Below are 22,262 nucleotides of genomic sequence, written 5' to 3'. Positions count from 1 at the left end.
ATTCTCAATCTTCTTGCTTACGCTGCATGCCGCCCGGCGGATGATTTGCCGATCACGGTTACGGCATTTTCCGGCTCGGCCGGCCTCTCATGGAAGACCGCGCCCTTGACCCAAAGCTTCAGAGCCTCCCAATGGATCCCGGTGACGACCTTCAGAGTGAGGAGCGGATAGAGGGCTGCCATCTTCAGGATCGAGCCGTCGGTGAGCGTCTCTCGGCGCCCCGTATGGGTCGCGATCAGAGTCTCTCCGGCCGGTGTTTCCTGACGGATCAGGATCGAGAGTTTCTCGCCGGGTTCCTTCAGCCGGAAGCGGTAGGTCGATTTCATCTCCATGAAAGGCGAAACGTAGAAGCCTTTGTCGCAGCTCTGCAGGATCGCGCTCTCGGATTCGTGCGCGTCCTCGACGGGGATCAGGTAGCAATGCTGCTGTCCGAACGTGTTCTTCACCTCATAGAGAACTGCCTGCAGGTGCCCGTCCCGGTGGTGACAGAAGTAGATCGTCAGCGGGTTGAAGACGAAACCGAGAATTCTTGGAAAACAATGTGATGTAATGCGACCTTCGCCCGATTCGAAGCCTGCGGCCTGGAGCTGGGCGCGGACCCAGCCCGCCACCGGCATGCCGTCGCGGCTGCCGTGGTCCCGGTCGAAATAGGAGAACAGGTTGAAGCGGTTGCGCGAGAAGAAGCGCAACCCGGAGGAAAGCTCGTCGAGCTCGTCGAGATCCACCAGCATCGAGAACACGCGGTAGACGAAGCGGTGCCGGAAAGGCAGCAGGCGCGCATGCATGACCGCCCCGCGATAGAGGCAGGATGCGGAGGCGATCCGTTCTGCCCCGTCGTCCATCTCAATCGTCTCCCGTCGCAAGTGCCGCTGCTTCGGAATTCTGCCGCGCCAGCCAAATCTGGCTCGCGGGCTCGACCGTGGTGTTCCAGGGAACCGTGATCCCTAGACCGCGCGCAACGGCGATCGCGGCTTTGAGGCCGTCCTCATGAAAGCCATAGCCGCAGTAGCTGCCGCAGAACCAGGTATTGCGGCTACCTTGTATGGTTCCGAGATCGGACTGCGCACGCACGGCGGCGCTGTCGAAGACCGGATGGGTATAGTTGAAGCGCGCGAACTCAAGCGCGGGATCCGGCTCGCGCAGCGGATTCATTGTGACAAAGAGCGGCAGTCCTTCGTCGATGCTCTGGAGGCGGTTCATCCAGTAGGTGAGTGCGACGGCCCGGTCCATGTTCCGCCGGCCCTCGGCGAGATAGTTCCAGGAGGCCCAGGCCGCACGCCTTCTCGGCATCAGGCTGCGGTCCCGGTGGAGCACCGCGACATTGTCCTGATAGCTGAAGCAGCCGAGCAGATTGCGCTCAGCGCTGTCCGCATCGCTCAGCATGGAGAGTGCCTCGTCGCCATGGGCGCCGATCACGATCTGGTCGTAGAAGGTCTCCGAACCGTCCGGCTCCTTCACCATGACGCCGCTCTCGAGGCGGCGAATCTCGCGTACCGGATGGCCGATACGGATCTGACCGCCGCGTTGTTCGATCTCTTCCGCAAGCCGGCGCACATAGCTCTGCGAGCCGCCGTCGACGGTGAACCATTGCGGCCGGTTCATATGTTTCAGAAGGCCGTGATTGACGAAGAAACGAACAAAGCTGCGGGCCGGGAAGGCGAGCATGGTCTCGACCGGACAGGACCAGATCGCGGCCGCCATCGGCAAGAGATGATCGTAGAGAAATCCGTCGCCGTATCCCTCGCGCTCCAGGAAGGCGCCGAGAGTGATGTCCGGGTCGTGCGGTTCGTCAAGAAGGCGTGGAGCCGCTGCGAAGAATCGGGCGACGTCGGCCAGCATCCGGTAATAGCCGGGTTTCAGGAGGTTCGTCGGCTGGGCGACGAGCCCCCGGAGCGAGCCCTCGTACTCGAGCGCGCCATCGCCGACCGAGACGCTGAAGGACATGTCGCTCGGCTTGGTCCTGACGCCGAGCCAGTCGAACATTCCGATCAGGTTCGGGTAGGTCGCCTCGTTGTAGACAATGAAGCCGGTATCGACGGGAACAGCCTGGCCGTCGTAATCGACGGTTACCGTATTGCTGTGTCCGCCCAGTCGATCATTGGCTTCGTAGACGGTCACCTGATAGCGCGATGACAACAGCCAAGCCGCGCCGAGTCCGGCGATTCCGCTTCCGACAACAGCTATACGCATCCACTCACTCCCCCGGGGCAAACTCTATTCTGAATTGTGCGGCATGTGCAGCATTTCGCTGTGGTTAACCCCACGCGGCTACCTTTTCGGGTTCCGCATCGCCCAGATTCTTGTAGGCGGCGAGGGCGCGATCGCGACCGGCGGCGAGATCGACGATCGGGTCAGGATAGTCGGGCGCCGGGTCTCCGGGCGCTTCCCAGGGCTTTTGCAGGCAGCGGTCGGGCACGTCGGCAAGTTCCGGCACCCAGCGGCGGGTATAGTCGCCGTCCGGATCGAATTTCTCGCCCTGCAGGACCGGATTGAAGATGCGGAAATAGGGGGCGGCATCCGCTCCGGATCCGGCCACCCATTGCCAGGAAGCCGAATTGTTCGCGAGATCGGCGTCCAGCAGGGTGTCCCAGAACCACGCTTCGCCCTCGCGCCAGTCCACCATCAGGTGCTTGATCAGGAAGGAGGCACAGATCATCCGCACCCGGTTGTGCATGTAGCCGGTCTGCCAGAGTTCGCGCATGCCGGCATCGACAATGGGAATCCCGGTCTGCCCGCGCTGCCATGCGTTTAGCGCCTTGTCCGACCTGTCCCAGGGGAAGTGCTCGAACTCCGGGCGCAGACAGGCCTCGGGAAGGTCCGGATTGTGGTAGAGCAGGGAGTAGGAAAACTCCCGCCAGACCAGTTCTTTCAGGAAATGCTCCGCCGATCCGGCAAAGGGATTGCGGTCCTCGGCATGGCAAAAGGCGATCGTACGATGCCAGATCTGCCTCGGTCCGATCTCGCCGAAATGGAGATGCGGGGAGAGGCGCGATACGTAGGGCTTCGCCGGGAAGTTCCGGCCGTCCTTATAGTCTTCCAGCGCAGTTTCGAGGAACCAGTCCAGCCGGGCCTGGGCGTGGGCCTCGCCGGGTTTCCAGTGCTTGTTGAAGCCGGATGCCCAGTCGGGCTTTGTCGGCAACAGGTTCCAGTCCTCGAGCTTTTCGCCCTCCGTGGAAGCCATGGCGCCACGGATATGCTCGGGCGCGGGGAGCGGCTCCGCCGGATCGCCGAGCGCGCGCAGGGCACGCCAGTAGGGCGAGAAAACCTTCGGGGCCGTACCGGATTTCGTTTTCACTGCCCACGGTTCGAACAGAAGTGAGGCATTGAAGCTTTCCGTTCCGATCCCGTCGCTTTTCAGGGCCTGTTTCAGATTCTTGTCGCGCGCTATGGCGAACGGCTCGTAGCAGCGGTTCCAATGGACCGCGCCGGCGCCGATCTCGGATGCGAGGGTGCGGATGGTCTCAGCCGCGTTCTTCGAGCGGACCAGATGCAGCGTGGCGCCGCGCCTTTCAAGTCTTTCGGAGAGCGCGGCGAGGCTGTGATGCAGCCACCAGCGCGATGCGCCGCCCGGCGCCCATCTGCCCGGCGTTTCGTCATCCAGAACATAGACGGGAAGGACCGGCGCACCAGAGTCCACAGCGGCCGTCAGAGCCGGATTATCGCTAAGCCGCAGGTCCTGGCGGAACCAGACAAGGATTGGTTTCTCGGACAAAATGCCACCCGTAATTTGCTGCTGTGGCGATACGGCAGGCGACGGCAGGCGGATCACTTTGACTCAAGCGACGGCCTTGCTCGGAAACCGGTAGAGGCGGCGCGGGCCGAGAAACAGAATCTCGAAGGATCGGCCGAGGACCGCTCCGATCGCCGGGTCGCGCACGCTGAGCCCACCGGTGAGGGTGCCGAAAGCCGGCATGATAAGGCGCTGGCCGTTATGTGCGAAGCAACGGCCGGACAGGTGGCGCTGTCGGGTCTTCACCCGTGCCGACGGGTGAAAATGGCCGCTGATCTCGCCAATGCCGTTGCGGTTGCTCTCGTGGCGGAAGGTGAGTGCGCCGACCGTTTCTTCGAGGCTGTTGCGCCCGGGAAGATCCTCCGGCAGGTCCGGGTCATGATTGCCGGTAACCCAGCACCAGTCGCGACCGGCAACCAGGGCGGCGAGGGCATTCCGGTCGCTCTCCGACATCCGCCCGGGACCACCCAGATCATGGAAATTGTCCCCGAGGCAGATCACCCGCTCGGGCGCGTAGGCCGACACAAGCAAAGCAAGCCGTTTCAGGGTCTCGGCCGTGTCGTATGGCGGCAGATGCACCCCGCGCACGGCGTAGCTCGAGCCTTTCTCCAAATGCAGATCGGACACGACGAGCAGGGAGCGCTCCGGCCAGAACAGGATTCCGGCAGGATCCGCGGTCAGGGCGACGCCGTTGAGGTGGAAGGTTTCGACGGACATGCTGCTGCTTTCGCCGATCCGCTCTACGGGGTCAAGGCTGTGCCGGAGACCGTATCAGCCGCAGGCCGCAGAACCGGACCTTGTATTCCGGTCGAAACTCCCCATCTGTTCGGTACGTTTAGAAGTCGATGTAAAAAGACCCAAGGACCGCAACGGCGGTCGCCAGAGTTCTCTTCCCCGACAAAACGAACGGATTTCAATCGCGCCGGACCGTCTGCGGTCCAGGACGCTGCGCAACATTTGCAAGGTGACTATGAATTACGAAACGAACTTCCTGACGAATTACGGACTGCACAACTACGTCTCCTTTTCCCGCACGGGCGGCGAGAAGGTCTTCTCGATCGACGGCTCCGAAAACCCGAAAATGATCGAACATGCCCGCCATCTCATCTCCGAGATGTGCGGAGACGCTCCGAGGATCGTCATTAACTGACCGGCGTTTCAGATCGGCAACTGGGCCTGCATGTTGCCGCCCGTGGCCTCGGCCACCAGCTCCGCTTCGGCCTCCTCCAGCAGGCTATCGACGGCGCCGCCGTAAACCTGCTCCTTGCCGATCTCCAGCAGGATCGGGACCGCCAGGGGCGAGACCCGATCCAGAGCGCGGACGTCTATCTTTCCCTGAACCTGAACGAGAAGGTCCGCCAGACGGCGGATGTCGGTGAGGCCGCGCGCCGCGTCGGCGCGCGTCGCCTTCAGCAGCACGTGGTCCGGCTCGTGGCTTCTTAAGACATCGTAGATGAGATCGGCGCTGAAGGTGACCTGCCGGCCGGTCTTCTCGTGTCCCGGCAGCTTGCGCTCGATCAGCCCGGCGATCACCGCGACATTGCGGAAGGTGCGCTTCAGCAGCGTCGACTCAGCCATCCACTCCTCGAGATCGTCGCCGAGCATGTCCTGGTCGAACAGGGCCTCTACATCCTCCCGGCGCGGCTCCTCCAGTCCCCAAACCGCGATCACATAGTCGCTCGCGACGAAGCCGAGCGGGTCTAGTCCGGCACGCTCCATGCGGCGGGTCAGCAGCATGCCGAGGGTCTGGTGCGCGTTCCGCCCGGCGAAACAGTAGGCGACAAGATAGAACTTGCCGGAGCGCGGGAAGATCTCGACCAGCAGGCGGTCGCGCTTCGGCATGACCGAGCGCCATTGCTGCATGCGGAGCCAGTCCTCGACCGGCGCCGGCAATGCCGGCCAGTCTCGGTCGTCCTCCAGCATCACACGGACCCGGTCGGAGAGATGGGTCGTGAAGGGCAGGCGCCCGCCCATATAGGCTGGGACTTCAGGCTCCCCGTCGCCGCCTGGGCTGACCTCTACGACGGTCTCGCGCACACCTTCGAAGGTCAGGAGCTGGCCGGCGAAGAGGAAAGTGTCGCCCGGTGTCAGGCCCTGGACGAAATATTCCTCTATCTCGCCGAGGAAGCGCCCGCGCCGCATCCGCACCTTCAATGTCACCGCCTCGACGATGGTGCCGACATTCATCCGGTAGGCACGTGCAACTCTCTCATTGACCACCGAGAGCAATCCTTCGGACGTCGGCCTCAGCCGGCGGAAGCGGTCGTAGGTGCGGAGCGCGTAGCCGCCGTCGGTGACGAAGCGCAGCACGGCGTCGAAATCCTCGCGCGGCAGATCGGCGTAGGGCGCGGCGGTGCGGACTTCCTGATAGAGCCGGTCCGGATGGAACGGCCCGGCGCAGGCGGTGCCGAGGATATGCTGCGCCAGCACGTCGAGCGCGCCGTCGCTCGGCAGGTCGCCGTCGAGCGTCATCTCCTTCACCGCGTCGATCGCCGCCTGGCATTCGAGCACCTCGAAACGGTTGGCCGGAATCAGGATCGCGCGGCTTGGCTGGTCGAGCCGGTGGTTTGCCCGGCCGATCCGCTGCAGCAGCCGGGAGGAGCCCTTCGGTGCCCCGACCTGAATGACCAGATCGACAGCCGCCCAGTCGATGCCGAGATCGAGCGAGGAGGTGGCGACAACGGCCCGGAGTCCGCCCTTGGCCATCACCGCCTCGACCTTGCGCCGCTGCTCCGCAGAGAGCGAACCGTGATGCAGGGCGATCGGCAGGTTCTGCTCGTTCACCCGCCAGAGCGCCTGGAAGAGGATCTCCGCCTGCGCCCGCGTGTTGACGAAGACGAGCGTGGTCTCGGCGCCGCAGATCTGCTCGTAGATATCCTCGACCGCATAGGTCCCCATATGGCCGGACCAGGGGAAATGACCCCGGCCGATCATGATCTTAACCTCCGCCGCGGCAGCGCCGCCGCCGGTTACCCGGGCGACATCGGACTGGCCGGCGCGTCCCGTGGGCGAGAGATAGGCTTCGAGCGCCTCCGGATAGGCGACGGTTGCCGAGAGGCCGACACGCCGCGCATCCGGTGCCAGCCGCGCCAGCCGGGCAAGGCCGAGAGCCAGCAGCTCGCCGCGCTTGTTCGGGGCGAGGGCATGCAGCTCGTCGACGACGATGGTGCGCAGGCGTCCAAATATTTTTTGTGCGTCGGTGTAGGAGAGCAGGAGGGCGAGGCTCTCCGGCGTGGTGAGCAGGATGTTCGGCGGGGTGCCGCGCTGGCGCTGTTTCTTCGACTGGGACGTATCGCCCGTCCGGGTTTCTGCCGTGATCGGAAGGTCCATCTCCTCGATCGGCAGCAGAAGGTTGCGGTGGATATCGACTGCGAGCGCCTTCAGCGGCGAGATGTAGAGCGTGTGCAGGCCTTCGTGGGGCGCTTCCGCGAGCTCGATCAGGCTCGGCAGGAAGCCGGCGAGCGTCTTGCCGCCGCCGGTCGGCGCGATGAGTAGGGCGTGTCGTCCCTGCCGCGCCGCGTCCAGCATCTCGATCTGATGAGGGTGCGGATGCCAGCCTTTCTCGTCGAACCAGTCGCGAAAGCTCTGGGGCAGGTTGGGGGTGGCTATCGGGGATGTAGCGGCGGCGTCCGGCATTGTGCAAAAGTGGCGGTCGTCCGGGCGCGCGGCAAGGGGTTAATCGGCGGCGTCGACCGGCGCGCAGGCGGCCCAGGCGGTCGCCGCTTCTTGGTCCTCGAAGCAACGGAACCGCTCGCCCCGGAAGAGAAAGCCGAAGGCTCTGTTGACGAGCTGGGTGATCCAGTAATTGTCGGTCAGGATCGCGACGCGCTTGTCGGGATTCCGAAATTGCTCGACCTCTTTCCATTCCTTCGCGATCTGCTGCAACGCGCCCCAGGTCCAGTTCCCCGAGCCCCGGTCTTCCATCACATCGACGATCACGTTGAACCAGACGATGTCGGGATAGTCTTTCCAGATCTGGGGAATGTCTTTCAGCAGATCGTAATCGGAGACGCCGCCGCGGAGCTCGATGAACAGCAGCTTGCGTTCCGGGTCGACCGACCAGATGACGTTCTTCGACTTCCGCTGCGGGAGCGGGCTTTGTTCAATCCTGGGCATGGCGCGCCCGCAACATCGCTCAGGCCGTGCCAGTGTACCAGGACGGGTTCCGCTTCTCCGCGAAACTCTTCAGCCCTTCGGCGGCCTCGTCCGATTGGCGCTTGGCCGCATGCTGGGCGACCAGTTCCTCGAAATACTCGTCGGAGAGCGTGATGTTCGCATGGTCGAGAATGACCTGTTTGGTCTCGGTCATTGCGATTGGTGCCGAGAGTAGAAGCTGGTCGATCACGGGAGCCGCCGCGGCGTCGAGACCTCCTGTCGGGCAGACCTCGTGCACGAGACCCATTTCGGCCGCCTTGGCCGCGCCGAAGCGCTCGCAGGTCAGGGCGTAGCGCCGGACGTTACGCGGGCCCATCGCGGCATTCAGATGCGGAACGATGATGCCGGCCATCACGCCCCAGCGCGCCTCGGTGATGGCGAAGATCGCATCCTCGCTGGCGATCACGACGTCGCAGGCCGCGACAATGCCGACGCCGCCGCCGAAGCATCCGCCATGCACCAGCGCGATTGTCGGTTTCGGGAAATCATTGAGGCCGCAGACGGCGGAAGCGGTACGGCGGGAGACCGCGACGTTCTCTTCCGGGGAAAGCGCACCGATCTCGTTCAGCCAGCGCAGATCGGCTCCGGCCTGGAAATGTTTGCCGTTGCCGCGCAGCACGACAACCCGCACCTTCTCGTCCGCGCCGCACTCCTCCAGCGCGTCGATCATGCCCTGGATGACATCGCCGTTATAGGCGTTGTTCACCTCGGGACGGTTGATTGTGACGGTCGCGACGCCGCGCGGATCTTTGGAAAGCAGGACGACGGGGTCGGACATGGGGGGGCTCTCTGCTGTCTGGGATGAGCTTTCGGATCTGGGAGATCCAGACTAAGCTCGGAACGGCTAGGCTCCAACCCCTATGTTGCTGATCATAATCAAAAAAATAGCCGGACACAGGATGTGTCCGGCTATCTTGTTTGTGCGCTTGCGAAGTGTCAGGCTGCTTTCGCCTGGCCCTGTCTCAGGTCGCCCAGCGGGTCCGCGTCCTCGCCGTGGCGGGACATTCCGTCGATCATGTCCTGGGCCGCGCCGGCCTGAAGAACCGACCATTTCCGCTGCATGTTCTCGAAATAGACCCGCGGATGCTTGTTGTTTTCGATGATCATTTTCCGGATCCAACTCTGAATAATCAGTCATTGCAGATTTAGGAGATTGTGTGAGCGGATGGAATTGAGAATGCTGCAGTGCAGCAATGCATTGATCTCATATCGTGCATAATGAGGGCGAGGTGTGGCGCGTTGATTTGTGTTTCTTCAGGTATCTCGTGCTGGAGTCTCGGGCTCCGGTCGGGTAAGTTCCGGCAGCTTCAGATTCCGAAACCCCGAGGCCTTCCTTGAACAGTTCCGACATCAAGTCCCGCATCAAGATGATCCTCGATGCGGAAGCCGCGGCCATCAACGCGATCCGGGTCGACGATACCTATGAGCGGGCCCTCGACATCCTGCAGACCACGCCGGGCAAGATCATCACGACGGGCATGGGCAAGGCGGGTTTCATCGCGCACAAGTTCGCGGCGATCCTGAGTTCGACGGCGTCTCCCGCGTTTTTCATCCATCCGAGCGAGGCGGCGCACGGCGATCTCGGCATGGTCGCGCCGGGCGATTGCATCGTCGCCTTCTCGACAAGCGGAAAGACCCGCGAGGTCCTGGAATTCATTGAGCTCAGCCGCCATGTCGATGCGGGCAAGGTGATCGGCATCACCTCGCACCCCGACAGTGGGTTGCGCGATCTGGCGGACGTGATCATCGACATGGGGGTGATCAAGGAGCCCTGTCCGCTCGGCCTGACCCCTTCTGCCAGCATGGCGGTGATGGCGGCGGTGAGCGACGCGCTGGCGCTTGTGCTGATGGAGCGCAAGGGCGTGACGCGGCACGAATATGGACTTCGCCATCACGGCGGCTATCTCGGTAAGCAGGCACGCACGGACAATATCGAGTAGGAATGGCAAGAGCCGCACGCAGGGCAAGCTGGATCAGGGTCCGACCGGAGGGCCTGCTTGTCGAGCCGGGCGGCTTCTATGTCGACCCGACCCGCGCCGTCGAGCGTGCGGTCATCACCCATGGTCATGCGGACCACGCGCGGCCGGGTCACGGCGCGGTCGCGGCGACGCCCGCGACCCTCGCGATCATGCGGACCCGGTATGGGGAGACGCCGTTCGGCACCGGTCAGCCGCTGGCTTTCGGCGAGACGATTTCTATAAACGGCGTTTCGGTGCGCCTCGTGCCGGCCGGCCATGTGCTCGGCAGCGCCCAGGTGGTGCTCGAATACAAGGGCGAGCGGGTCGTTGTCTCCGGCGACTACAAGCGCCGTCCCGACCGCACCTGCGCGGGGTTCGAGCCGGTACCGTGCGACGTCTTCGTCACCGAGGCGACTTTCGGGCTGCCTGTCTTCCGTCACCCGCCGGACGAAGATGAAATCGCGACGTTGATGCATTCGCGGCGTCTCTTTCCGGAGCGCTGTCACGTCATCGGCACCTATTCGCTTGGCAAGGCGCAGCGGCTGATATCGCTGATCCGGGCGGCGGGATACGACAGGCCGCTCTATCTGCATGGCGCCCTGATCCCGCTCTGCGATCTCTATCAGGCGCATGGCGTCGATCTCGGCGAGCTGTTGCCGGCTACGGCGGGGGAGAAGGGCAAGCCGCGCGCGGATCTTTCCGGCGAGATCGTGCTCGCGCCGCCATCGGCGATCGCCGATCGCTGGGCGCGGCGCCTGCCGGATCCTGTCGTTGCCATGGCGTCCGGCTGGATGCGGGTGAAGCAGCGGGCGAAGCAGGGCGGCGTCGAACTCCCTTTGGTGATCTCGGACCATGCCGATTGGGACGAGCTGTTGCAGACGCTCGACGATGTCGGCGCGCCGGAAGTCTGGGTGACGCACGGGCGTGAGGAAGCATTGGTTCATGCGGCACGGCAAAAGGGGATCGAGGCCAAGGCTCTCAGACTGCTCGGTTACGAGGAGGAGGGCTGATGTTGCGCTTCGCCCATCTGCTCGACCGTCTGCTCTACGCGCCCCAGCGCAATACCAAGCTGAAGCTGATGGCCGATTACTTCCGCTCGGCACCGGATCCGGACCGGGGCATCGCGCTCGCGGCGCTGGCGGGCGCGCTCGAAGTAAAGAGCGCCAAGCCGTCAATGATCCGGGCGCTGGTGATGCAGCGGGTCGATCCCGAGTTGTTCGGCTGGTCCTACGATTTCGTCGGCGATCTCGCGGAGACCACGGCGCTGATCTGGCCCGAGCGCCCGACCAACCGGGCGGCGCCCGCGCTTGGCGAGATTCCGTCGGAACTCGACGGGCTAAGTGCGGCGGCCGCTTCCGAAGTCATCGAAAGCTGGCTCGACACGTTGGACGCGACCGGACGCTGGGCGCTCCTGAAGCTGGTGACCGGTGGAATGCGGGTGGGTGTGTCCGCACGCCTCGCCAAGACCGCGCTTGCCGAGGCCTTCGGCCGCGAGGTCGACGAGATTGAGGAGATCTGGCACGGGCTCGAGCCTCCTTACGGCGAGCTCTTCGACTGGCTTGAGGGGCAATCCGATCAGCCGGACATGAGCCAGCGCGCGGTCTTCAGGCCATTGATGCTCGCCAATCCGCTGGAGGAGGGCGATCTTGCCCGTCTCGATCTCTCGCAATATGTCGCGGAATGGAAATGGGATGGCATCCGGGTGCAGATCGCGTCCCGCGGTGGCGAGGTGAGACTCTATTCGCGGACCGGCGACGATATCTCCGCAGCCTTTCCCGACATCGTCGATTTAGTGTCCTTCGAAGGCGTACTCGACGGCGAACTGCTGGTTCAGCGTGACGGTGAGGTGGCGCCGTTCAACGATCTGCAGCAGCGTCTCAACCGCAAGCGCGTGACGCGCCGTATGCTGCAGGACCATCCGGCGCATATCCGCCTCTACGATATCCTGTTCGACGGTGACGAGGATCTGCGATCGCTGCCATTCACGGAGCGCCGGGGCCGGCTGGAGCGCTTCCTCGAGCGCGAGCAGCCCGAGCGGACGGACCTGTCGGAGATCGTGAACTTCGAGGATCTGGAGGCGCTGGAAGCGCTTCGCGATGCCTGCCGCGGCGAACAGCTCGAAGGGTTGATGCTGAAACGGCGGGACAGCGTCTATATCGCCGGCCGCCCGAAGGGACCCTGGTTCAAGTGGAAGCGCGACGCGCTCACCCTCGACACCGTCGTCATGTATGCCCAGCGCGGGCACGGCAAGCGCTCGTCCTTCTATTCCGACTTCACCTTCGGTGCCTGGCGCGAGGGAGAAGGCGGGCCGGAGCTGGTGCCGGTCGGCAAGGCTTATTCCGGCTTCACCGACGAGGAGCTGAAGCGGCTCGATAAGTGGGTGCGGGATAATACCGTGCAGCGCTACGGGCCGGTCCGCGAAGTCGCGCATGGCCTCGTCGTGGAGGTCGCCTTTGACAGCGTGCATCGCTCGTCCCGCCACAAGAGCGGCGTTGCCATGCGCTTTCCGCGGTTCCACCGCATCCGCTGGGACAAGCCTGTGGAGGAGGCGGACCGGCTGGAGAGCCTCGAGAAGCTGATCGTCTGAACAGCGGGTACGCGCGCTTCCAACCCAAGCCGTTTCTTGATAAAAACGGATAACCTGTTGGAATCCGAGATGAATGACCGCGCCGCAGACCGTATTCTCTTTCAGCTGAAGACCCGGGGTCCTCAGACCATCGGGGAACTCGGCGCGCGCTTCTCCATGACCGGGGAGGCGGCGCGCCAGCATCTCGCCAAGCTGGCCGACGCCGGTCTGGTCAGACATGAGGACAGGCCCGAGGGCCGCGGTCGGCCCAAGCGCTACTGGGCGCTGACGGAAGAGGGCAATGCACGGTTTCCTGACAGTCACGCGCAGCTCACCGTCGACCTGCTCCAGTCGGTCCGCGACCTGTTCGGCGAGACCGGTCTCGACCGCCTGATCGAGAAGCGCCGCGCGGAAAATCTTGCGGCCTACAAGGCAGAGGTCTCGGAGGCATCCACCCTTCGCCAGAAGCTCGAGCGGCTGGTTGGTCTGCGCGATCGCGAAGGCTACATGGCCGAATGTTCCGGGACGGAAGACGGCGGGTACCTGCTTGTCGAAAATCATTGTCCGGTCTGCGCGGCCGCTGCCGAATGCCAGGGGCTGTGCCGGGCCGAACTGGAGCTGTTTCAGGATGTTCTCGGGCCGGATTGCGTGGTAGAGCGCACTGACCACATTCTTTCGGGGGCGCGGCGCTGCGCCTATCGGATCACGCCCAAATGAATCGCATCAAACGGCACAAGGTTTCCGCGCTGGTCGGCCTGCGCAAACCGGTTCCCATTGGCATCGGCCACAATCAGGGGCCGCCGCTCAGCAATGTCTGGCACAAGACGCACTGGAAGAAGGCAAGCGCCAAGGCCTGGGAGACGCCGGACCGGCTGATCCTCCAGCGCCGCATCAAGCGAGCGAAGGAACTCGGCATGACCTACCGGGAATATGTGCTCGAGATTCTCGAGCGCGGGAAGCATCTCTGAGCAATTCCTTGCTTTCCGGCACGGGGCCTTTGGATGCACTGGTCAGTGCATCAGACTGAGAAGTTGCCTGGCTCCGTCCGTGATCTGTTCCGGATGACCGGACTCGTCGACCAGGACAAAAGCCGAACGTCCGCTAGTGAAGAGTGCGACGGATTTTCCCTGATAGTCGAATGCAGTGAGCGAGGTGTCGCTTCCGTTTGCATCTCTCGCGATCGCGAATAGCAGTATGCGTCCGAACTCAGGCGTGTCGAGATCGATTGCAACGCCCGGGCGCTCGGGCGAAGACACAACCTGGACATCGCGAACGATCCAGCCCGTGGGTAGGGCCGGCAATTTAATACCGAGCGCACCGACGATTTCCGCCGTGTTGAGATCCGTGCTTTCAGGCTGCGAGACCATCCAGTGCCGGAGATCCAGTGCGGCCTGAGCGTCGAGGGCTGCTTCTATCAGTGGATGAGCATTGGCGGTTCCGAAAGTCTGCAGCACCGTGTTGGTAGACCAGCCGGCGGCGAAAATGAAGAGCGACGCTGCGATCGGGGCGAACCGGTGCAACGCGTGACGTCTCTGCAGGCGGCCTTCCAGACGGCGAGCCCCGGCAAGGATCGCTGCGGACGGGGGCGTGTCCAGCTCTGATAGCGACAGCCTCAGTCCTTCAATGTTCCGTGCGTCCGCAAGCATTTCCGCCGCGCGCTCCGGATTGTCGGCCAGATGGTCCGCGACGATATATGCGCGCTCCGCATCGAGCCGTCCCTGCAAAAACGCCAGAAGATCTGCTTCGATTTCACGCGGAGCCTCAGTCTGATCGCTCATTATGTCCTCCTACGATCTTGAAGCTGCGCGCCTTGAGGCCTTTTCGGCCGGATGTCTCGAAATCTCTCAAAGCTTCCCGTGCACGGCCCACCCGGGACATGACGGTCCCTGTCGGTACGCCGAGGATTTTCGCCGCTTCTGCCAGTTCAAACCCTTCCACGCCAACCAGATGGAGCGCTTCTCTCTGCTCCTGTGAGAGCGAAAGGAAAGCTTCCCTGATCTGTCGCAGCCTTGCGGCCGGTTCACCGCTCGGTGCACTGAAACCGGGATTAAGGTCCATCCAAGCGCGTTCTCTGGCCTGGCTCGCCCTCGCGCTGCGGCGTTCGTCGATGAAGATGTTGTGCAGGATCGACATCAGCCAGACGCGCTCATCCGCGCCTTGACGGAAGGTCGCAGCTCGTTCATGTGCCCGCAAGAACGTCGACTGGACAAGATCGTCCGCAGCCGAGGCGTTCCGGGTCAAAACCCGGGCATACCTCCTAAGGATGTCGATCTGTCCCACGATGTCGATTTTGTCACCTCTCATTCGTATGTCCGTCAAATTTCACGCTACGGCCTCGGCCGGTTGCGCTTCGGCCTCGGTGTCGCCGGGCTGGGTCTTTTCCGGTCCGATGAAGTGGGCGTTTTCCTTCCGGATGCGCGCAGCGGCATCATCATAGAGGAAGGGCAGGAACGCGTACCGCTGCCCTTGGGTCACCTTGCTGACCTTGTGCAGAAGCGAGCAGGAGAACACGACTGCGCCACCCGGAGAGGCCTTGTAGGAGCGGGATCCGTACTCGGGAAAACTCACTTCGCCACCCTCGAAGTCGTCATTCAGATTGACCGAGACGGCGAAACGCCGGTGGGCCGTGCCCTTCGAATCGTTGTCCCGGTGCGCCGAGAAGTGCCCCCCGTCTTCGGCCGCATAGCAGGCAACGATATTGCGCTCCATCCGTGTCACCTTGAACTGATGCACCTTGGCGATTTCTGGGACAACCCGGCGAACGAACCGCATCTGCAATTCCCGGATCAGCCTGTCGTCTTTCAGGGTGACGTCCTTGCGCCGCTTGAAGCGTGGGTCAAGCACACCCAGCGTTCGCCCTTCGACCTCGCGCATGAAGCCGCTTTCTTTCCCTCCCTCTGCCTCATAGACCCCGATCAGGTGCCGGCAGAGCTCGGGCTCGAAGACCCGGGGCAGGTAGAGGATAGGCGCCATCAGCTCGGTCCCGGCGAAGCGCGCCGGAGGGTTCAGTCCCTCGACGAGCGAGATGGTCGCGATGATGTCGCCTTGATCCGCCTGGAACGGGATCGCTGCGATCACCCGCATTGTCGGGTCGATGATTACCCACTGGCGCATCAGACCGTCCAGGGCGTTGGTCGGGCTCGCCGTACGGGGCAATGCGCCGTAAAGCTTCGCTGCCTTGAGATCGAAATCGTAGAAATGCCTGTGACCCGGACTCCGGTGGGTAAGCCGGGCCTCGCTTTCGTCCGTCGGGTCGATGCTTACGCCAAAGAAGCTGGCATGCTTGTCGTCGAAAAGGTCCGGACGGGAATATGCTGCTTTGCAGGCGCGCTGTGCATGGCTTTCGGAGGCACTGCCGAAAAAACACAAAACGAGGTAGCGCCCGCCCATGCTTTCGAGCGCGAATTTCGCGTGTTTGACGGTTCGTAGCGAGAATCCCGGCGCGGGATCTCCCGGCAGCATATGGGTTAGGCTTTCAGACAAAAGGGGGAAGGTCATTTTGCTCGTATCCCGACTCAACTAAATCGGATACGGAGCCGCGCCGGGATTTCATCCCGGAAATATCGCGATCACGAAAATAATTCCTTTAAGGGCAAACGCCCGGCTACTTGGGCGTCTGCTAATCGTCCGTCAACGCCCACCGCCGTTGCGCGTCAGGCTGAAATTTTCCTCGACATAGGCGAGCAGCTCCGCCACCGACTCGTTCACCGTCTTGTCGGAGGTATCGACCGTCAGCTCCGGCGTCACCGGCTCCTCATAGGGGGCCGAAACGCCTGTGAAGTCCTTGATTTCTCCGGCCCGCGCCTTTTTGTAGAGGCCTTTCGGATCGCGACCCTCGCAGGTCGCGACATCGGCGGCGACATAGACCTCGTGGAACAGGTCGGGTGCGATCGAGCGGGCGCGGTCACGGTCTGCGCGGTAGGGCGAGATGAAGGCGGTCAAGACCAGAACGCCCGCGCTGGCGAAGAGCTTCGCCACCTCGCCGACGCGACGGATATTCTCCGCCCGGTCTTCCGGCGCGAAGCCGAGATCGGAGGAGAGCCCGAAGCGGATATTGTCGCCGTCCAGCACATAGACCTGATAGCCCTTTGCGAAGAGCTGCTGTTCCGCCTCGATGGCGAGCGTCGACTTGCCGGCGCCGGAGAGGCCGGTCAGCCAGAGGATGCCGCCCTCGTGGCCGTTGGCGCGGGCGCGCAGATCCGGCGTCACCCGATGCTCGACCGCGGTGATGTTGGTCGAACGGACGTCGCCCCGGGCCCGCTGGTCCGGATAGCCTTCCATGAAGATGATGCCGCCGCCGACCGTGTCGTACTCGTCGACCAGAACGAAGCGGCCGGTCTTCGGGTTCTCGGCAAATTCGTCGAGCGCCAGCATGGCGCGGGCGCGCAGCGTGACCTCGCCGATCCCGTTGCGCTCGAGCTTGTCGCCCGCGCTCGAGGTCAGGTTCTCGACGTCGATCACGGTCTCGATCGACTGCACTTCGACCGTCTGCTCGTTGGTCGCGAGCTTCAGCTTGTAGCGCTTGCCGACTTCGAGCGGCTTCTTGCCGAGCCAGAAGATCCGGGCGCGGAACACGTTGGTCTCGATCGGCGGGTTGCTCTCGTGGCTGATCACCTGACCGCGCTCGATGAAGAGCTGCTCGGAAAGAGTGATGCCGACGGACTGGCCCGCAGACGCGCCGAGCGCGGGGTCCTTCACGTTCCAGCTCTCGATGCTCTTGACCGTGACGGTCTTGTTCGAGGGCGAGATCAGGATCCGGTCGCCGGTATGAATGCGGCCGCTCTCGATGCGGCCGGCGATGATGCGGCGCTCGTCGAACTTGTAGACGTCCTGCACGGGCAGGCGCAGCGGACGGTCGGTCGGCAGTACCGGCGGATTGAAGCCGTCCAGCACCTCGACAAGGTGCGGGCCCTCGTACCACGGCATCCGGTCCGGACGCGCGACCATGCCCTGGCCTTCGCGGGCGGAGATCGGGACGATGGCGGCGGCTTCGAGGCCGAGACCGGAGAGATACTTGCGGATCTCGCCGGTCAGTTCCTGATAGCGCTCCTCGCGATACTCCACGAGATCCATCTTGTTGATCACGACCGCAACCTGACGGACGCCGAGCAGGTGCAGGATATAGCCGTGGCGGCGGGACTGTTCCTGCATCCCGTCCTTGGCGTCGATCACCAGCAGGGCCGCGTCGGAAAGCGCGGCGCCGGAGACCATGTTCTTCAGGAACTCCTTGTGACCGGGCGCGTCGATGATGACGTAGTTGCGCTTATCGGTATTGAAGAAGATCTGCGTCGTGTCGATGGTGATGCCTTGGTCGCGTTCGGCCTGCAGGGCGTCGAGCACGAAGGCCCATTCGACCGGCATGCCTCGCCGTTCGGACATCTTGATCACCGCCTCGGCCTTGCCGTCGGGCAGGGAGTCGGTGTCGTGCAGCAGGCGACCGATCAGGGTCGACTTGCCATGATCGACGTGGCCGACCACGACGAGCTTGAGAGCGGGGCTTTCGGAGGAGAGGGTCATCGGAAAATCTCTTTGTGCGGTTCTGACGCGTGCCGCGATTTACATGTAGCCCGCGGTGCGGAGCCGTTCGAAGGCGTCTTCCGCCTCGTGATCCATGGCCCGGCCGCTGCGCTCGGCGATCGTCGTCGCTTCCAGTTCGGCGATGATCTCCTCGATCGTGCTGGCCTCGCTCTGGATCGGGAAAGTGATGTCCTGATCGCCGAGGGAGCGGTAGCGCTTGCCGTTGTTCGAGAAATAGAGATCCACGATTGGAATGTTCTCGCGCTGGATGTAGCGCCAGATATCGAGCTCCGTCCAATGCAGGATCGGATGGATGCGGATATGCGTGCCCGGGGCGAAGTCGGTCTTGAACTGGTCCCAGAATTCCGGCGGCTGGTCGCGGAAGTCCCATTCCGCGTTCTCACCGCGCGGGCTGAAGACGCGCTCCTTGGCGCGCGTCGCTTCCTCGTCGCGGCGGATACCGGCGATGACGGCCTGGATGTCGCGTTCGGCGATCAGCCGCTTCAGGGCCTCGGTCTTGCGCGCGGCGGAACGGGTCGCCGGCGGCAGCGTCGGATCGATCTCCTCGATCGGCGGGCAGTCCTTCACGATTAGGTTCACGCCCCACTCGGCGGCGTACTTCTTCTGGAAAGCGTACATCTCGGGAAACTTCTTGCCGGTGTCGCAGAACATCAGCGGGAAGGGGACATGGCCGAGAAACGCCTTTCGGGCGAGCCAGACCATGACGTTCGAGTCCTTGCCAAGTGACCAGAGCATGCCCATGCGGTCGAACTTGTTAAAAGCCTCGCGCAGAATGTAGACACTCTGCGCTTCCAGCGCGTCGAGATGATCCATCGGGCCGGTGTTTCCGTTTCAATTCCAAGTGGAGCGCGGTTTCTAGGCCCCATATGGCGACTTGTCAAAAGCGCAAAAGGGTATCGGGAACGATTTGCACGTTCCTGTCACGTATTTGCAGCTTCAGGCGAAAGCCTGACCTTTGTCTTGGACGGAACGGCGAAACATTGTTCCGGCGCGGGGAGCTTATCCGGTGAAATAGACCGCGTTCGCCAGAGCCGGGCGGTCGAGTGCGAGATCGCTCGCTTTCAGGCCTTGAGAGGAAACCTCTTCCGGTAGCGCCGCGCCGCGGGCGAGCGCGGCGGAGGTCATGCCGAGGCCGGCCGAGGTCTGGATGCCGTAGCCGCCCTGGCCTGCGAGCCAGAAAAAGCCCTCGAGACCGGGCTCAAAGCCAACCACCGGGGTCTTGTCCGAGACGAAGGACCTGAGGCCCGCCCAACGGCTGTGGAAGCGGCCGACCTTGAGCGTCGTCGCGTTCTCGATCCGATCGACGGCGATGGCGAGATCGAGGTCTTCCGGCTGCGCGTCTGTCGGCAGGGACGGGGTCTCGTCCGCGGGAGAGCCCATGAAGCGGCCCGCTTCGGGTTTGACGTACCAATCCTCGTTCACGTTGACGACAGCCGGCAGCTTGTCAGGATCGAGCCCTTCCGGCGGATCGAAGGTGAAGGCGGTGCGGCGCTTCGGCACCAGGCCGATCGGTTTCGCGCCTGCCATCTTGCCGATCTCGTCGGCCCAGGCGCCGGCGGCGTTGATGACGACCGGGGCCGTGAAGGTTCCCGCCCGGGTCTCGACACTCCAGCCGTCGGGGCTACGCGTCAGGCCGCGGACATCGGCGTCGGTGACGAGCTTACCGCCCTTGTCCCGCATGCCCCGGATGAAGCCCCAGTGTAGGGCGTGCACATCCATGTCCATGTCGTTCGGATCGTAGAGGCCGCGCACCGTCTTTTCCGGATCGATGGCGGGGAAGAGATCGAGCAGGCGCTGGCCCTCGACGATTTCAAGGCCCTTGATCGTCGCGGCCTGTTCCGCGTAGGCCGCCTCGAGCGCGTCCACTTGATCGGCTTCGGCAATGGTCAGCGACCCGCGTGGGGTCAGGATCGGATCTTGCGCAAAGCCCTTGGGCGGGTTGAGGAAGAACGGTTTTCCGGCACGGTTCAGGGCGCGGATCGCGGCATTGCCATAGCTCTCGATATAGAGCGCGGCGGAGCGGCCGGTCGTATGGTAGCCGGGCTGATCCTCGCGTTCCAATAGGATGACGGAGCCGTGCGGCGCGAGGAAATAGGCGCAGGAAGCGCCGGCCATCCCGGCCCCGATGATGAGGAAATCCGCGTGCTGAATCGTGTTGGTCATGATGCTGGTGTTCCGAAGGTGGGACCCGGACCTTACGCCCATGCGGCGGAGCGGCTCAAGGGGGGCAATGGTTCCGGGCGGCCAGCGCATTCGTTCCGGGAGGGGCGTTGACAGGACCCGGCATGACGCAGTCCGATCGCAATAGACGAACAGGGATCATAAGGGGATTGAACATGGCTGCGGCTGCCTACGATATCGTGCTTGAGGGCGGTGACGTCGTTGACGGAACCGGCGGGCCGCGCCGGCGCGCCGATGTCGGGATCCGCGACGAGAAAATCGCCGCGGTCGGTGATCTCTCGGGGGCCGAGGCGGGCAAGCGAGTGGATGTCAGCAACCGCATCGTCGCCCCCGGCTTCATCGATGTGCATACCCACGACGACCGGATGCTGCTCTCGCAGCCCGATTTCGACGCCAAGGTGAGTCAGGGCGTGACCACGGTGGTGGTCGGCAATTGCGGTATAAGTCTCGCGCCGCTTGTCCTCGACGTTGCGCCGCCACCGCCGCTCGACCTGATCGGCGATCCCGACTGGTACAAGTTCCGGACTTTCGACAGCTTCCTCTCTGCTGTGGAGCAGGCACCGGCGTCGGTGAACGCGGCCTTCCTGGTCGGCCATTCCACGCTCCGTGTCGGGACGATGGACCGGCTCGACCGGGCGGCGACGGGACAAGAGATCAAGCAGATGCGCGGCCTCCTGGAGGAAGCGCTGGATTCCGGCGCTGTCGGGTTCTCGACAGGCCTGTTCTATGCGCCGTCCCATAAGGCGCCGACCGAAGAGGTCATAGAGCTGTCGCGCAGCCTGAAGGCCTTCGGTGCGCGCTACGTCACGCATATGCGGAACGAGTCCAACGAGATCATGGACTCGCTGGAGGAAACCTTCACGATCGGCCGCGAAGCCGATTGCCCGGTGATCGTCTCGCACCACAAGGTGCAGGGGAAACACAATTTTGGGCGCAGCTGCGAGACGCTCGCCTGCTTCGAGAAGCATATGCACCATCAGGATATCGGTCTCGATATCTATCCCTATTGCGCCTCCTCGACGGTGCTGAAGCCGGATTCCATCGCCCTCTCCGAACGGGTGAAGATCACCTGGTCGAAGGCACGGCCCGATCTCGCCGGACGCGATCTCGCGGATATCGCGAAGGAACTCGGTTGCGACATCTACGAGGCGGCGGAACAGCTGCAGCCGGCGGGGGCGATCTATTTCTCCATGAGCGAAGAGGACGTGCAGCGCATCCTCAAGTTCGAACACGCCATGATCGGCTCCGACGGGCTGCCGCATGACGAGTTTCCGCATCCTCGGCTCTGGGGCACATTCCCGCGCGTGCTCGGCCACTATTGCCGCGATCTCGAGCTTTTCCCGTTGGAAGAGGCGGTGCGGCGCATGACCGGTCTTTCGGCGCAAAAGTTCGGCCTGAAAGGCCGCGGTACGGTGGCCGAAGGAAACTATGCCGATCTCTGCGTCTTCGACGAGAAGACGGTCATCGACCGGGCGGATTTCGACCACCCGACAGCACCTGCAGGCGGGATCGAGAGCGTCTTCGTCAATGGCCGCATGGTCTGGGGCGGCGGCGCCCATACCGGCGCGCGGCCGGGCAGGGCGCTCCGGCGCGGTGCGACGCTCGCGGCCTGACCGTTTGCGGCTAGCGGGTGTAGTGCGCCTGCAGGCTTTCGGTTATGGCGATGATCTGCTGGTCCGTCAGTTTCTCGAACTGGACATGGACCCCGGTGTCGGTTTGCCGGACGACCCGGGCGGTCACATTGCCGGCTTCGGGAATGTTCAGCGCGATTTCGCTGTTCGGCTCGACCGGCAGATCGGCGACGATATAGGCGCCGCCGATCGAGAGATCCTGGATCGCGCAATCAACGTCCTGACCGTCGATTCTGAAGATCGAGATATCACGGCGTGGTTCTCTCAGATCCCGGCGCCGGTCCCCTTCCTTCGGCATGTCCACATAGAGCCTGAGCGCGGCGATGTCATGCAGGATGTCGGCCAATTCTGCCGCCAGTTGATCGTCTGTCATTGTCGCGAGAATGCGTTCAACGCTCACCTGAAGGCCAGCGAGACCCTCGGAGACGGGCTTGGAGCCTTCCGGCCGTGGAGCTGCACCTGCTGTCACACGTCACCTCATCGAGGTTGTATCTGACTCCCGA

The 22,262-nt window shown here is 63.5% G+C and carries 22 protein-coding genes; 7 read left to right on the top strand and 15 right to left on the bottom strand.

Translation table 11 applies throughout. The features are described 5' to 3' along the window. Positions 1 to 17 precede the first annotated feature (17 nt). The 4 genes from JJ959_RS11930 to pdeM form a co-directional block, all read right to left on the bottom strand. On the bottom strand, positions 18 to 842 hold the full coding sequence (locus tag JJ959_RS11930) for a DUF1365 domain-containing protein (RefSeq protein WP_292883903.1): 825 nt from the start codon (positions 840 to 842) through the stop codon (positions 18 to 20). Between the two features lies 1 nt (position 843). Beyond that, the gene (locus JJ959_RS11925) at positions 844 to 2,190 is read right to left on the bottom strand and encodes an FAD-dependent oxidoreductase (protein WP_292883901.1); all 1,347 of its coding nucleotides are present in this window, start codon (positions 2,188 to 2,190) and stop codon (positions 844 to 846) included. A gap of 64 nt (positions 2,191 to 2,254) precedes the next feature. Continuing rightward, a complete protein-coding gene (locus JJ959_RS11920; RefSeq protein WP_292883899.1) occupies positions 2,255 to 3,712 on the bottom strand; it encodes a deoxyribodipyrimidine photo-lyase in 1,458 nt (485 codons plus the stop codon). Between the two features lie 63 nt (positions 3,713 to 3,775). After that, entirely contained in the window at positions 3,776 to 4,447 is a 672-nt protein-coding gene (gene pdeM / locus JJ959_RS11915) for a ligase-associated DNA damage response endonuclease PdeM (RefSeq protein WP_292883897.1), read from the bottom strand. A 253-nt stretch (positions 4,448 to 4,700) separates the two neighbouring features. Here pdeM and JJ959_RS11910 point away from each other — a divergent pair, with 253 nt between their 5' ends. After that, complete coding sequence (locus tag JJ959_RS11910; protein WP_292883895.1) at positions 4,701 to 4,880, top strand: hypothetical protein; 180 nt, start codon at positions 4,701 to 4,703, stop codon at positions 4,878 to 4,880. Positions 4,881 to 4,888: 8 nt separating this feature from the next. On the opposite strand, the gene JJ959_RS11905 is transcribed toward JJ959_RS11910, so the two are convergent. The 4 genes from JJ959_RS11905 to JJ959_RS11890 form a co-directional block, all read right to left on the bottom strand. Continuing rightward, the gene (locus JJ959_RS11905; protein WP_292883893.1) at positions 4,889 to 7,366 is read right to left on the bottom strand and encodes a ligase-associated DNA damage response DEXH box helicase; all 2,478 of its coding nucleotides are present in this window, start codon (positions 7,364 to 7,366) and stop codon (positions 4,889 to 4,891) included. Between the two features lie 39 nt (positions 7,367 to 7,405). Beyond that, a complete protein-coding gene (locus tag JJ959_RS11900) occupies positions 7,406 to 7,846 on the bottom strand; it encodes an STAS/SEC14 domain-containing protein (RefSeq protein ID WP_292883871.1) in 441 nt (146 codons plus the stop codon). Between the two features lie 19 nt (positions 7,847 to 7,865). Further along, entirely contained in the window at positions 7,866 to 8,663 is a 798-nt protein-coding gene (locus JJ959_RS11895) for an enoyl-CoA hydratase-related protein (protein ID WP_292883869.1), read from the bottom strand. 158 nt (positions 8,664 to 8,821) lie between these two features. Continuing rightward, positions 8,822 to 8,992, bottom strand: a complete 171-nt coding sequence (locus tag JJ959_RS11890) for a hypothetical protein (RefSeq protein ID WP_292883867.1) — start codon at positions 8,990 to 8,992, stop codon at positions 8,822 to 8,824. Positions 8,993 to 9,219: 227 nt separating this feature from the next. Here JJ959_RS11890 and JJ959_RS11885 point away from each other — a divergent pair, with 227 nt between their 5' ends. From JJ959_RS11885 to JJ959_RS11865, 5 genes are all read left to right on the top strand, one after another. Next, positions 9,220 to 9,825, top strand: coding sequence for an SIS domain-containing protein (locus JJ959_RS11885; RefSeq protein WP_292883865.1), 606 nt, complete (start codon positions 9,220 to 9,222; stop codon positions 9,823 to 9,825). Positions 9,826 to 9,827: 2 nt separating this feature from the next. Beyond that, positions 9,828 to 10,853, top strand: a complete 1,026-nt coding sequence (locus JJ959_RS11880; RefSeq protein ID WP_292883863.1) for a ligase-associated DNA damage response exonuclease — start codon at positions 9,828 to 9,830, stop codon at positions 10,851 to 10,853. Next, a complete protein-coding gene (locus tag JJ959_RS11875) occupies positions 10,853 to 12,430 on the top strand; it encodes a cisplatin damage response ATP-dependent DNA ligase (protein WP_292883861.1) in 1,578 nt (525 codons plus the stop codon). The genes JJ959_RS11880 and JJ959_RS11875 overlap by 1 nt, the downstream gene beginning before the upstream one ends. A 69-nt stretch (positions 12,431 to 12,499) precedes the next feature. Further along, complete coding sequence (locus JJ959_RS11870) at positions 12,500 to 13,126, top strand: metalloregulator ArsR/SmtB family transcription factor (protein WP_292883859.1); 627 nt, start codon at positions 12,500 to 12,502, stop codon at positions 13,124 to 13,126. Then, a complete protein-coding gene (locus JJ959_RS11865) occupies positions 13,123 to 13,377 on the top strand; it encodes a hypothetical protein (protein WP_292883857.1) in 255 nt (84 codons plus the stop codon). Before JJ959_RS11870 ends, JJ959_RS11865 begins: the two co-directional genes overlap by 4 nt. A gap of 42 nt (positions 13,378 to 13,419) precedes the next feature. On the opposite strand, the gene JJ959_RS11860 is transcribed toward JJ959_RS11865, so the two are convergent. The 6 genes from JJ959_RS11860 to JJ959_RS11835 all read right to left on the bottom strand — a co-directional run bounded on the left by JJ959_RS11860 (position 13,420) and on the right by JJ959_RS11835 (position 20,110). Next, on the bottom strand, positions 13,420 to 14,187 hold the full coding sequence (locus tag JJ959_RS11860) for a hypothetical protein (RefSeq protein WP_292883856.1): 768 nt from the start codon (positions 14,185 to 14,187) through the stop codon (positions 13,420 to 13,422). Continuing rightward, a complete protein-coding gene (locus JJ959_RS11855; protein WP_292883854.1) occupies positions 14,171 to 14,713 on the bottom strand; it encodes a sigma-70 family RNA polymerase sigma factor in 543 nt (180 codons plus the stop codon). Before JJ959_RS11855 ends, JJ959_RS11860 begins: the two co-directional genes overlap by 17 nt. 18 nt (positions 14,714 to 14,731) lie before the next feature. Beyond that, positions 14,732 to 15,907, bottom strand: a complete 1,176-nt coding sequence (locus JJ959_RS11850; RefSeq protein WP_292883852.1) for a 2OG-Fe(II) oxygenase — start codon at positions 15,905 to 15,907, stop codon at positions 14,732 to 14,734. Between the two features lie 132 nt (positions 15,908 to 16,039). Next, entirely contained in the window at positions 16,040 to 17,926 is a 1,887-nt protein-coding gene (cysC, locus tag JJ959_RS11845; RefSeq protein ID WP_292883850.1) for an adenylyl-sulfate kinase, read from the bottom strand. 39 nt (positions 17,927 to 17,965) lie between these two features. After that, entirely contained in the window at positions 17,966 to 18,760 is a 795-nt protein-coding gene (gene cysD, locus JJ959_RS11840) for a sulfate adenylyltransferase subunit CysD (RefSeq protein ID WP_292883848.1), read from the bottom strand. A gap of 186 nt (positions 18,761 to 18,946) precedes the next feature. After that, positions 18,947 to 20,110 (bottom strand): FAD-binding oxidoreductase, encoded by a 1,164-nt coding sequence (locus tag JJ959_RS11835; RefSeq protein WP_292883846.1) that lies wholly within the window; start codon positions 20,108 to 20,110, stop codon positions 18,947 to 18,949. 173 nt (positions 20,111 to 20,283) lie between these two features. Between JJ959_RS11835 and JJ959_RS11830 the strand changes: the two genes are divergently transcribed. Continuing rightward, the gene (locus JJ959_RS11830; protein ID WP_292883844.1) at positions 20,284 to 21,741 is read left to right on the top strand and encodes a D-aminoacylase; all 1,458 of its coding nucleotides are present in this window, start codon (positions 20,284 to 20,286) and stop codon (positions 21,739 to 21,741) included. A 10-nt stretch (positions 21,742 to 21,751) separates the two neighbouring features. Here the strand turns inward: JJ959_RS11830 and JJ959_RS11825 are convergent, their stop codons facing one another. Then, complete coding sequence (locus JJ959_RS11825; protein WP_292883842.1) at positions 21,752 to 22,228, bottom strand: PilZ domain-containing protein; 477 nt, start codon at positions 22,226 to 22,228, stop codon at positions 21,752 to 21,754. Positions 22,229 to 22,262: the final 34 nt, after the last annotated feature.

Origin of the sequence: Nisaea sp., from assembly GCF_017640745.1 — a bacterium.
GTDB lineage: Bacteria > Pseudomonadota > Alphaproteobacteria > Thalassobaculales > Thalassobaculaceae > Nisaea.
Note: the sequence above shows the minus strand (reverse complement) of the source record. Positions and strands in the feature narration are given on the sequence as shown.

Coding starts and splice junctions, on each gene's coding strand:
- JJ959_RS11930 (WP_292883903.1), bottom strand. CDS start 842: ATGGACGACGGGGCAGAACGGATCGCCTCCGCATCCTGCCTCTATCGC.
- JJ959_RS11925 (WP_292883901.1), bottom strand. CDS start 2,190: ATGCGTATAGCTGTTGTCGGAAGCGGAATCGCCGGACTCGGCGCGGCT.
- pdeM (WP_292883897.1), bottom strand. CDS start 4,447: ATGTCCGTCGAAACCTTCCACCTCAACGGCGTCGCCCTGACCGCGGAT.
- JJ959_RS11910 (WP_292883895.1), top strand. CDS start 4,701: ATGAATTACGAAACGAACTTCCTGACGAATTACGGACTGCACAACTAC.
- JJ959_RS11905 (WP_292883893.1), bottom strand. CDS start 7,366: ATGCCGGACGCCGCCGCTACATCCCCGATAGCCACCCCCAACCTGCCC.
- JJ959_RS11900 (WP_292883871.1), bottom strand. CDS start 7,846: ATGCCCAGGATTGAACAAAGCCCGCTCCCGCAGCGGAAGTCGAAGAAC.
- JJ959_RS11895 (WP_292883869.1), bottom strand. CDS start 8,663: ATGTCCGACCCCGTCGTCCTGCTTTCCAAAGATCCGCGCGGCGTCGCG.
- JJ959_RS11890 (WP_292883867.1), bottom strand. CDS start 8,992: ATGATCATCGAAAACAACAAGCATCCGCGGGTCTATTTCGAGAACATG.
- JJ959_RS11880 (WP_292883863.1), top strand. CDS start 9,828: ATGGCAAGAGCCGCACGCAGGGCAAGCTGGATCAGGGTCCGACCGGAG.
- JJ959_RS11875 (WP_292883861.1), top strand. CDS start 10,853: ATGTTGCGCTTCGCCCATCTGCTCGACCGTCTGCTCTACGCGCCCCAG.
- JJ959_RS11870 (WP_292883859.1), top strand. CDS start 12,500: ATGAATGACCGCGCCGCAGACCGTATTCTCTTTCAGCTGAAGACCCGG.
- JJ959_RS11865 (WP_292883857.1), top strand. CDS start 13,123: ATGAATCGCATCAAACGGCACAAGGTTTCCGCGCTGGTCGGCCTGCGC.
- JJ959_RS11860 (WP_292883856.1), bottom strand. CDS start 14,187: ATGAGCGATCAGACTGAGGCTCCGCGTGAAATCGAAGCAGATCTTCTG.
- JJ959_RS11855 (WP_292883854.1), bottom strand. CDS start 14,713: ATGAGAGGTGACAAAATCGACATCGTGGGACAGATCGACATCCTTAGG.
- JJ959_RS11850 (WP_292883852.1), bottom strand. CDS start 15,907: ATGACCTTCCCCCTTTTGTCTGAAAGCCTAACCCATATGCTGCCGGGA.
- cysC (WP_292883850.1), bottom strand. CDS start 17,926: ATGACCCTCTCCTCCGAAAGCCCCGCTCTCAAGCTCGTCGTGGTCGGC.
- cysD (WP_292883848.1), bottom strand. CDS start 18,760: ATGGATCATCTCGACGCGCTGGAAGCGCAGAGTGTCTACATTCTGCGC.
- JJ959_RS11835 (WP_292883846.1), bottom strand. CDS start 20,110: ATGACCAACACGATTCAGCACGCGGATTTCCTCATCATCGGGGCCGGG.
- JJ959_RS11830 (WP_292883844.1), top strand. CDS start 20,284: ATGGCTGCGGCTGCCTACGATATCGTGCTTGAGGGCGGTGACGTCGTT.